We start from the raw sequence: 10,180 nt of genomic DNA on the forward strand, positions 1-10,180 counted from the left end.
CGAACGGCGCCCGGGCCAAGACGGGAGTCCAGTCAGTCGTTCTCGACCTCGTGAACGGCCTCAAGCAGCTGCGCCGGCGAGAGGTCGTCGAGACGGTCCAGGAGCTGGTCCATACGCTGGCTGACCCGCCCGACATCGCAGTGGCGCACCACCTCCTTGACCTCCAGCAACGACGACGGCTGCATGCTCATCTCACGCAGCCCGAGGCCAAGCAGGATCGAGGTATATCGGGGGTCGCCCGCCATCTCACCACACATGCTGACGCGGGTGCGCGATTCGGCGGCTCGCGTGAGCGTGATGCGGATCAACCGCAGCACGGCCGGATGCAGGGGCTCGTACAGGTAGTTGACCGTGTCATCGACCCGGTCGATCGCCAAGGTGTACTGGATCAGGTCGTTGGTGCCGATCGAGAGGAAATCCACGCGCTTGGCGATGCCGCCGGCACAGAGCGCAGCGGCCGGCACCTCGATCATCGCGCCCACCGGCATCAATGGATCGAACGGCAGCCCCTGCCGCCGCAGGGTCCGGCGGGTCTCGGCGATCATCCCGAGGACCGTCTCGACCTCGGCGATCGACGAGATCATCGGGAGCATCAAGCGCACGGGCCCATGGGCCGATGCGCGCAGGATCGCCCGCAGCTGCGGGAGAAAGAGGGCCGGCTCGCGCAGGCAGAGACGGATCGCGCGGAGCCCGAGCGCCGGATTGGTCAGGCTCGCCGCGCCGCCGGTCAGTCCATCGACCTGCTTGTCCATGCCGAGATCGAGGGTGCGGATCGTCAGCGGGATGCCGTCGAGCCCGCGCACGATCTCGAGATAGGTCGCCAGATGCTCCTCTTCATCGGGCAGACCGCTGCGGTTCATGTAGAGGAACTCGGTCCGATAGAGCCCAACGCCCGAGGCCCCGCTCGCACGCACGGCCTCGACGTCTTCGGGCAGCTCCAGGTTGCCGAGCAGCACCACGGGCACGCCGTCGCGGCTGGTCGAGGGCTCGCGCACCAGCTCGCGCAGCCGATGGCGGCGCTGGTCGGCGCTCGCCAAGCGTTTGCGGTAATGGTCGAGGATGGCTTCATCGGCGCCGGCGAGCACCGTCCCGCTCTCGGCATTGACCACCAGCAGCTCATCCTGGCGCAGCAGATGGGTCGCGTTGTGGACCCCCATGATCGCCGGAATATCGAGGCTGCGGGCAAGGATCGCGGTGTGCGACATCGGACCGCCGTGCTCGATCACGAAGGCACTGATCCCCCGATGACGCAGCAGGATGGTGTCGGCCGGCGAGAGATCGTCGGCGATGATCACGCGCTCGTCGAGATCAACGCTAGCCAGCGGGCGCGCCGATGAATCTCCGCTCAAGAAGACCTGGATCTGGCGAACGACGTGGTCAACGTCATCGCGCCGGGTGCGCAGATAGGCATCCCCCATCGCGTCGAAGACCTCGACGAGGGAGTCACGCTGGATCTGCAGCGCCCAGCTGGCATTGATACAGCGCTCGCGGATCAGCTCGCGCGTGGCATCGACCAGCGCCGAGTCGGTCAGCATCAACAGATGGGCATCGATGAACTCGGCGATATGCAGCGGCGTCGACTGCGGGATCTGCTCGCGGACCGTCTCCAGGTGCCGGCGCGCGCAATCGAGCGCCTTGTCGAGCCTCGCCAGCTCATCATCGACCCGATCCTTGTCGATCTCCTCGGCCGTGACCGTCGGCTCGCGCGCGAACAGGTGCGCGCGCCCGATCGCGACCGGCCGGGAGCCGCTGACGCCGACCCCGAGCAGCGCCGTGGTCACTCCGGCTCTCCGAAGCGGTCGGCGATCAGCGCCTCCAACGCATCGGCGGCGCGCTCCTCATCCGGGCCTTCGATCTCGAGCGTGACGCGAGTGCCGCAGGCGGCCGCCAGCATCATCACACCCATGATGCTCTTGCCGTTGACCCGCCGGCCCTGGCGCTCGACCTGGATCGAACTCTCGAAACCGCTTGCACAGGTCACGAATTTGGCCGCCGCACGGGCATGCAGGCCGAGCCGGTTGATGATATCGAACTCTCTTCGGACCATCGTGCTGGGTGCCATCGTCAGGGGTGGATCAAGGCCGCGGTACCGCCCCAGCCGTCAGGCATCGGGACAGCCGAGCACGCCGTCGCGCCCGCCGCTCAGTGCCTTTTCGGCAAGGGAGCCCAGATCGAGCTGGTGATAGTTGAGGACCCTGACGAGCATCGGCAGGTTGACTCCACTGAGCACCTGGACATGGCCGCGCCGATGCAGCGCATCGGTGACGTTGGCCGGCGTGGAGCCATAGAGGTCCGTCAAGACCAGCAGGCCGCCGCCGTCATCGAGCCGTTCTGCGCATTTCAGGATCTCGGCCCGCAGCGCATCCGGGTCATCGTGTTCGTGGACCTCGATCGCAATCGCAGCGAGCGGGCAGCGGCCGAGCATCGTCGTCGCCGTCTCGAGCAGCTCGGCCCCGATCCGATTATGGGTGATCAGTAAGACGCCGACAGTCATCCCGACGCTCTCATCCCGCCGTTCTCAGGCCGCCGTTCTCAGGGCGCGGGCTTCGTCCCAAGGGTTTCACCCCGCCGGTCTCATGAGTGCCCATCACCCGAGCTCCCGATGGCGGATCAGCAGTTGCCGCCCGCATTGGTCGAAATGCTGACGCAAGGCCTCGACCATGTACACCGAGCGGTGGCGCCCGCCGGTGCAGCCGATGCCGATGGTCAGATAGCTGCGGCCATCGCTTTCCAAACGAGGAATCCAGCGCCGGAGAAAGGCGATGAGATCATCACGCATCTGCATGGCCTCGGGCGCGTCTTCGAGGAATTCAGCAACCGGTTTATCCTGGCCCGTCAGCGGTCTCAGCTCTGGCTGCCAATGGGGGTTGGGCAAGCAGCGCACATCGAAGATGAAGTCGGCGCTATTCGGCAGCCCGTTCTTGAACCCGAACGATTGCAGCAATACCGGCGCCTTGACTGGAACCCTGTGCTCGAGATTGCCGCGTACCAGCTCCCTGAGCTCGTGCACATTGGTGTAGGAGGTATCGATCTCGGTCGATGCGATCTCGCGCAGCGGCTCGAGCAACTGTCGCTCGAGCTCGATCGCCTCGGCCAACGAGCGCTGCGCGCCGGTGAGGGGATGCCTGCGGCGTGTCTCGCTGAAACGCGTCTCCAGCGTAGGCGTGTCGGCCTCGAGGAAGAGGACCCGCACGTTGATCTGCTGCGCTTCGAGCTCCGCGATCACGCCTGGTACCTTGTCAAGCAGCTCGGCGCCGCTGCGCGCATCGATCCCGATCGCGGTGCCACTGCGACCATCCCCGCCCGCCGGCCGCGTCTCCTTGACCCCCAGTGCAAGGTCACGGAGCAAGGAGAGGGGTAGGTTGTCGATGCAGACGTAGCCGACATCCTCGAGCGTGCGCAGCGCGACACTCTTGCCGGCACCGGACAGACCGCTGACGATGATCAGCTCCATGGCGCGACCTCCGGCCATCCACTGCGTGCACCGGAACCTGCGTCTACACGGAAGGTGTTGGCGTCATACATTGGGTGGTCTCATCGATGGAACGCGCTTGCCGATCGATCAGGTCATCACCGGCATCATAGCCGCGGACACGCAGGATCTGGTTGCGAACCGCGGTCTCGAGCAGCACTGCGAGGTTGCGTCCGGGCGCGACCGGAAGCGTGATCTCAGGCACGACAACACCGAGGATCGTGCGCGTCGACAGACTTCCGCGCAAACGGTCCATGTGCGCCAGTGCCGCTCCATCGAACGACCGCATGTTGACGATCAAGTTCAGCTGCTCGCGCTGCTGGACCGCGCCCTCGCCGAACATCGCCCGGACGTTGAGGACACCGAGTCCGCGCACCTCGAGGAAATCCCGCAGCAGCGGCGGGCAGCTCCCCTGGAGCGTCTCGGGACCAATCCGTGCGACCTCGGGCGCATCATCGGCAATCAGACGGTGACCGCGCACCACCATCTCCAGCGCCAGCTCGCTCTTGCCGATACCGGGATCGCCGACCAGCAATACCCCCATCCCTAAGACCTCGAGGAAGACACCATGCAGCGTCGTGCGCTCGGCCAGCGCATAGGTCAGGAAGTACTGGAGCCGGTCGACGATCTCGTCATCGGACTTCGGCGAGCCGAGCAGTGGCGTCCCGGTGCGCTCGGCGACCTCGAAGAAGCTCGCCGAGGGCTCGATGTCGCGCGCGAAGATCACCGCTGCCGGTCGTGCTGCGAACAGGCGCTCGACGGTATCACGAAAGGCAGCGGCGCCGAGATCGTCCAGATGCGTGATCTCGGCATGACCGAGTACCTGCAGCCGATTCGGATGGATGCAGTTGAGCGAGCCCACCAGGCTCTGCGCCGCACCACTCGGCGTCGCTCCAAGCAGCGTCAGCGGCTGTTCGGGCAATGGCGTGAGCCAGCGCAGCCGCAGGCGTGGACCGATCTGCTCGATCAGCCCCTGCAGCGTCTCGACCGGGGTTGCCACGCGCCAGACCCGAGCCGCTCGACTCAGCGCACCAAGAGCCTGAGCAGCTCGCCACTGCTGTCGGCACGCCGCAACGCGTTGCGCAGCTCGGCATCGCTGAAGCGCTCAGCGAGGCCGGCCAGCAGGCTGAGGTGGGCCTCGTTCGCCTCCTCGGGGACCAGCAAGCCAAAGGCGAGATCGACCGGCTGGTCATCGGGAGCATCGAAACTGACGCCGCGCTCCAGCTGCACGAAGGCGCCGACCGCATCATCGATGCCGCTGATACGCGCATGCGGTAACGCGATACCCTCCCCGAGGCCAGTGCTGCCTAGGCGCTCACGCTCATTGAGCAGATCGAACACCGACGACGGCGAGCACTTGGGGCCGGCCGGCGCTAAAAGCTCGGACAGCGACTCAAGCAGACGCTTCTTGCTCGTCACCTCCACACGAACGCGAATACGTGTCTCAGTGATCAGGTCGGGAGGCAGCATCAACCGTGGCTCCAGTAAAACGGCGTGGGCGTTGGGAAACAGGGAGGCGTGTCGGGGTCGGCTCAGGCCGCCAGCCGACACGCGCTGTGATCCGATGCGATCAGTAGGGGATCATCGGTGGCTGCGGAAGTTCCCGCCATGCCCTCAAGACCGCACTCCACTGCGCCGACCGGGCCGGGGCTCGGGTCTCCGCAGACCGCTCAGTGCAGCTGTTCGTCTTCCGGCTCAGCACTTGAGGTTTCGCTCTCGGTCGCCGGCTTGGTCACACTGCCGCGGTGGTTCTGGCGCTTCTCCTTGTGTTTCAGTACCTGGCGGTCAAGCTTGTCGATGAGACCGTCGATCGCCGCGTACATGTCCTCATGCACGGCATCGGCAAAGACATTGGCGCCGTTGACATGGATCGTCGCCTCCGCTTTCTGTCGCAGCTTCTCAACGCTCAGGATCACGTGCACCTTGATCACTTGATCGAAGTGGCGTTCCAGGCGTTCGAATTTGCTGTCGACATAGCCCTTGAGCGGCTCGGTGATATCGACATGATGCCCCGTCAGGTTGATTTGCATAGCGTCACTCCTGGGTTTGCAAGCGGGCTGCGATCGCATCCGCAGGCCTCTACAGCCGCTTGCGCTCGTTCGAGGGTGGGATACCCATTGCCTCGCGGTACTTGGCGACGGTACGTCGCGCGACATTGATGCCCTGCTCGGACAGGATGCCGGCGATCTTGCTGTCGCTCAGTGGCTTGTTCGCCGCCTCGGCGGCGACCAGCTTGCGAATGAAGGCCCGGATGGCGGTTGATGAGCACTCGCCGCCTGTCGCGGTGCCGACATGACTGGAGAAGAAATACTTGAATTCGAGGGTACCACGCGGCGTATGCATGTACTTCTGCGTGGTGACGCGCGAGACGGTGGACTCGTGCAGGTCCAGTGAGTCGGCGACATCGCGCAGGATCAGAGGGCGCATCGCCTCCTCGCCATAGTCGAAGAAATCGCGCTGCAGCTCGACGATCTTGGAGGCGACCCGCAGCACTGTATCGTTGCGGCTTAGAAGACTCTTGATGAACCAACGCGCCTCCTGCAGATGGGTTCTTAAGCAAGTGTTCTCGGCCCCGTCGTCGGCGCGCCGGATCAGCTTCGCATACTCTTCGTTCACCCTCAGTTTAGGCTGAGTTTCAGGATTTAGCTCGACCTGCCAGCTGCCGGCCCGCTTGCGCACCAGCACGTCCGGGACGATGTAGTCGGGACGCACCTCACTGACCAGCGAGCCCGGGCGCGGCTGTAGGGAGCGAATCAGCTCCAACGCCCGGCCAAGCTCGGTGTCCGAGAGCTTGGTATGCCGTCGCAGCTCGTCGAGATCGTTTCGGGCCAGCGCATCGAAGAGGGTGTCGCAGATCAGTAAGGCTCCGTCCCGATGCGGCGTCTCCCCGGGCAGCTGACGGAGCTGGAGCAGCAGGCATTCCTGCGGATCACGGGCTCCCACGCCGGGCGGGTCGAGCGCCTGGATGCTGTGCAGCACCATCTCGATCTCGTCGAGCTCGAGCGCTTCGAGGTCGAGGGTCTGCAGAAGCTCCTCCGGCTCGAGCCGCAGGTAACCATCGGCATCGATCGCATCGATCAGGGCCTCGGCGATCACCTGATCCCGCGGCCCCAGGTGGCCCAGATTCAGCTGCCATTCGAGGTGATCATGCAGCGTTTGCGGGCGGGACTGCTGGGCAAAGGGATCGAATTCGCTGTCCGAGCTGGCCCCAGCCGACGCCGAGGGTCCTGCGTACTGATCGCCTGGTGCGCCCTCATAGGTATCGCTCCAATCGCTGTCGAGGGGGAGATCATCGGGCAGCGCATCGCTGTCGCTCGGGATCTCGGCGTCCGCCGTGGACTCCGCGGTACTCGGCTGGGACTCTGACGCCTCGCGAGCCCTCTCCTGGGACAGCTCGCTGGTCTCACGCGAGCCATCGCGCTCGTCCTCGTCCGCCGTCTCCAGCATCAGATTGGACTCGAGCGCCTCCTGGATCTCACGCTGAAGATCGAGCGTTGAGAGCTGCAGCAGCTTGATCGCCTGCTGGAGCTGCGGCGTCATCGTTAGCTGCTGGCCAAGGCGAAGCTGGATGCTTTGCTTCATTCCAAGCGGTATTGCAGGTGCAAAGTGGTCAGGACGAGCCCCAAAGTCTAGACGAAAAGCCGGCACGATCGCAGCGCAACAGCGCACAGTCGTTGCAGCGCATGGATCTGCCGAGGGTCAAGCGGTCGGTTCGGCGGCCGATCAGAGCCGAAAATGCTCGCCAAGATAGACCGCCCGTACCTGCGGGTCTTGCAGCAACGCGGCGGGTTCGCCTGCCGCGATCACCCGTCCGGCATTGATGATGTACGCGCGGTCGCAGATGTCCAGGGTTTCCCGGACGTTGTGATCCGTGATCAGCACGCCGATCTGCCGATCGCGCAGATGGGCGATGATCGACTTGATGTCGCCGACCGCGATCGGGTCGACCCCTGCGAAGGGCTCGTCGAGCAGCATGATCTTGGGCTCGACCGCAAGTGCCCTCGCGATCTCGAGCCGGCGGCGCTCACCTCCGGAGAGACTGAGCGCGAGCGAATCGGCAACGTGACTGATGCCAAGCTCATCGAGCAGCTCATCGCAGCGCTGACGGTTTTCATCACGGCTGCTGTCGGCGCGCATCTCCAGCACGGCCAGCAGGTTGTCGCGTGCCTTGAGCTTGCGGAACACCGAGGGCTCTTGGGCGAGATAGCTCAGGCCCGAGCGCGCTCGCGCGTGCATCGGGCGATGGGTGATGTCTTCACCGCTGAGCATGATCCGGCCAGCATCGGCCCTGACCAGGCCGACGATCATATAGAAACTGGTCGTCTTACCGGCGCCGTTCGGCCCTAGAAGCCCAACGACCTCGCCCGCGTCGACCGTCAAATCGACCCCATCGACGACTCGCCGCCGGCGATAACGCTTGGCGAGTCCATGCGCCTCGAGGGCCAACATCAGGGCGCCGACTCGGCCTGCGGCTCGCCGTCGGGCTCGGTTTCCGGCTCGATCCGGATCTTGACCCGCTCACGGCCTTGAGCGCTGGTGCCGGCGGTGACGCGGTCGGTGATCCGGTTGTAGACGATGCGGTCGCTGGCGAAGCGGTCCTCACCCTGAATCAGGACCGCCTCGTCGATCAGCGTCAGCTCGTCGCGGTCAGCCTCGTACTCCATGCGCAGCGCACGCCCTTTGACCTCGTCGGGGTCATCCTCGACGCGTTGGCGATAGCGCACGGGATGACCGACCGCGATGATCTTCTGTACCCGGCGATCCTGCTTATGATGGACGAGCACCTCGTCCGCCAGGATACGCATGCTGCCCTGGGTGACATCGACATTGCCGAGATAGAGACTGGTCGACTGCTTCTCGTCCAGCTCAGCGGCATCGGCCTCGATATACATCGGTTGGTGCTGATCCTCCTCGAGGGCCGCTGCCGGTACCGTGACCACCAAGCCGATCGCAGCCAAAACGCTCACCGTGATGCGACCGCTTGCGCTCAGCTTCATTGCACCCTCCATCATCGGGAATCGTCGTTAGAGCTCGAGGCGCGCATGGACGCGGCCAAAGAATTCCGCCCGGATCGCATCAGCGAGCCATGCGCGCAGACCCTGCTGACTGGTGAGCCAGTCCTGTCCGCGCTCGATCTCGACGAAACGATCGGTCTCCGCGTAATCCTGCTGCGGCAAGACCCGAAGCTCGCTGGTCCTCAGTTCAATCGCGTCCATCCGCGGCGTCTTGGCGCGTCTGACCCGAACATCCTGTTGCAGCAGCACCTCATCGGCATTGGCATTGATCCAGGCCGAGCGTGAGCGCACCCGCCACGGTGGACCCTCGTCAGGATAGACAATCATCACCGGCTCATCGAGCTCGCTGCTCCCGTCATCGGGGTAGTGGCGCAGGCGTTGCGCGTTGAGCCGTCGATCGGGAAGACCATCGATGTCGAGGACGAGGCCACGGATACCCTCGACCACGTAGTCCGGACGCCGCTCGCCACGGTGCACGCCAGCCTCACCGCCCTCACGCGGACGCTGCAGCCACCAGCCCGCGATGACGACCGAGGTCAACAGCAGAAGTAGGCCAAGCTCTCGGCGGCTCATCGGGATCAGGTCCTGCCCATTGCCCTAAGCGCCGAGGTAGCGCGCAAACAGGCCGCCGAGCTTGCCTTGGGCCTCCAACAGACCTTCACAGACCTCGCGCGCCGCACCATGACCGCCGGGCGTTTGGGTTTGCCAGTGGCAATGGGCCTTGACCAGCGGATGCGCATCCGCGACCGCGATGGCCAAGCCGACGTGCCGCATTACCGGCAGGTCCACGACATCATCACCGACATAGGCAATCTGCGAATCGGCCAGACCCGAGGCGGTGCGCAGCGATTCGTAGGCCGGCAGCTTGTCGCGCCGTCCCTGAAAGATATGCTCGATTCCGAGACTCTCCATCCGAATGCGCACCACCTCGGATCGGCGGCCGGTGATCACGGCCAGCTCGATACCGGCCTCACGCAGCATCGTCATCCCGTGTCCGTCGCGTGAGTTGAATGCCTTATATTCCTGGCCATCATCACCGAGGTACAGGCTGCCGTCGGTCAGCACGCCGTCGACATCGAAGATCACTAAGGCAATGGCCTCGGCGCGTTTCCTGTAGTCGATCATTCGGTTCTCAACGCCTCAACGCAGCGATCAGCGATCGGCTCGCCGACGAAACGCCGGCACCCACGCTGACCTTACAAACAGTCTGTCAGAGAGTCCCCTATCATACCCGTATGAGCGACCTGACGATCGTTACCCCGCGCGGCTGGTGGGATCTGGCCGACGCGTGTCAGTTCTATCCAAGTGATCTGCCCGAGGACTGGCGGCTCGCCTACTTTGCCAACGCCTTTGGCGCGGTTCTCTTGCCCTATGCGACCTGGGTTAACGCGGAGGCCGCAACACTGGCGCAGTGGCGCGAGGACGTGACCCCGCGATTCCGCTTCGTCGCCGAAGCAGGCCGAGCACCGCAAGCTTCCGATCAGGAGATCAAGCTAGAGCGCGCCTTGGGCGCGCAGCTCACTGATTGGCTGAGCCCGGACATGCTGCCGGCCCCCGCCCGAAGCCCTTCGCCAGGATCGGCACCGGGATCGGTGCCAAGCACACCCTCCGATGTCCTTCCTGCAGAGGCAGAACCTGATCGGCCAGTCTGCGCTGCCTGCTGGCCGGCCGGGGCGGTGGTCGGGGCGGTGGT

The 10,180-nt window shown here is 64.9% G+C and carries 12 protein-coding genes and 1 pseudogene; 1 reads left to right on the forward strand and 12 read right to left on the reverse strand.

From position 1 onward, the window contains the following. Positions 1-32: 32 nt before the first annotated feature. The 12 genes from ptsP to kdsC form a co-directional block, all read right to left on the reverse strand. Positions 33-1,781, reverse strand: coding sequence for a phosphoenolpyruvate--protein phosphotransferase (gene ptsP / locus CKO40_RS20040; RefSeq protein ID WP_200348231.1), 1,749 nt, complete (start codon positions 1,779-1,781; stop codon positions 33-35). Then, positions 1,778-2,047 carry an HPr family phosphocarrier protein gene (locus CKO40_RS20045; protein ID WP_200348232.1) on the reverse strand — a complete coding sequence of 90 codons (270 nt, stop codon included), beginning with the start codon at positions 2,045-2,047 and terminating at the stop codon, positions 1,778-1,780. The genes ptsP and CKO40_RS20045 overlap by 4 nt, the downstream gene beginning before the upstream one ends. A 54-nt stretch (positions 2,048-2,101) precedes the next feature. After that, the gene (locus CKO40_RS20050; protein WP_200348233.1) at positions 2,102-2,494 is read right to left on the reverse strand and encodes a PTS sugar transporter subunit IIA; all 393 of its coding nucleotides are present in this window, start codon (positions 2,492-2,494) and stop codon (positions 2,102-2,104) included. Between the two features lie 93 nt (positions 2,495-2,587). After that, positions 2,588-3,454 carry an RNase adapter RapZ gene (gene rapZ, locus CKO40_RS20055; protein ID WP_200348234.1) on the reverse strand — a complete coding sequence of 289 codons (867 nt, stop codon included), beginning with the start codon at positions 3,452-3,454 and terminating at the stop codon, positions 2,588-2,590. Positions 3,455-3,497: 43 nt separating this feature from the next. Next, a complete protein-coding gene (gene hprK, locus CKO40_RS20060; protein ID WP_200348235.1) occupies positions 3,498-4,472 on the reverse strand; it encodes an HPr(Ser) kinase/phosphatase in 975 nt (324 codons plus the stop codon). A gap of 23 nt (positions 4,473-4,495) precedes the next feature. Continuing rightward, entirely contained in the window at positions 4,496-4,942 is a 447-nt protein-coding gene (locus CKO40_RS20065) for a PTS sugar transporter subunit IIA (RefSeq protein WP_200348236.1), read from the reverse strand. Positions 4,943-5,142: 200 nt separating this feature from the next. Further along, a complete protein-coding gene (hpf, locus tag CKO40_RS20070) occupies positions 5,143-5,502 on the reverse strand; it encodes a ribosome hibernation-promoting factor, HPF/YfiA family (RefSeq protein WP_200348237.1) in 360 nt (119 codons plus the stop codon). A 49-nt stretch (positions 5,503-5,551) separates the two neighbouring features. After that, positions 5,552-7,054, reverse strand: coding sequence for an RNA polymerase factor sigma-54 (locus tag CKO40_RS20075; protein ID WP_200348238.1), 1,503 nt, complete (start codon positions 7,052-7,054; stop codon positions 5,552-5,554). Between the two features lie 141 nt (positions 7,055-7,195). Continuing rightward, positions 7,196-7,921 carry an LPS export ABC transporter ATP-binding protein gene (gene lptB, locus CKO40_RS20080; RefSeq protein WP_200348239.1) on the reverse strand — a complete coding sequence of 242 codons (726 nt, stop codon included), beginning with the start codon at positions 7,919-7,921 and terminating at the stop codon, positions 7,196-7,198. Beyond that, positions 7,921-8,469, reverse strand: a complete 549-nt coding sequence (gene lptA, locus CKO40_RS20085) for a lipopolysaccharide transport periplasmic protein LptA (protein ID WP_200348240.1) — start codon at positions 8,467-8,469, stop codon at positions 7,921-7,923. The genes lptB and lptA overlap by 1 nt, the downstream gene beginning before the upstream one ends. A gap of 27 nt (positions 8,470-8,496) precedes the next feature. Further along, the gene (lptC, locus tag CKO40_RS20090) at positions 8,497-9,060 is read right to left on the reverse strand and encodes an LPS export ABC transporter periplasmic protein LptC (protein WP_200348241.1); all 564 of its coding nucleotides are present in this window, start codon (positions 9,058-9,060) and stop codon (positions 8,497-8,499) included. A 24-nt stretch (positions 9,061-9,084) separates the two neighbouring features. Then, entirely contained in the window at positions 9,085-9,612 is a 528-nt protein-coding gene (kdsC, locus tag CKO40_RS20095) for a 3-deoxy-manno-octulosonate-8-phosphatase KdsC (protein ID WP_200348242.1), read from the reverse strand. A gap of 110 nt (positions 9,613-9,722) precedes the next feature. Here kdsC and CKO40_RS20100 point away from each other — a divergent pair. Beyond that, a pseudogene (locus CKO40_RS20100) lies at positions 9,723-10,180 on the forward strand (hypothetical protein); the annotation flags it as partial.

This window comes from Halochromatium glycolicum (assembly GCF_016584085.1).
GTDB classification, from domain to species: Bacteria; Pseudomonadota; Gammaproteobacteria; order Chromatiales; family Chromatiaceae; genus Lamprobacter; species Lamprobacter glycolicus.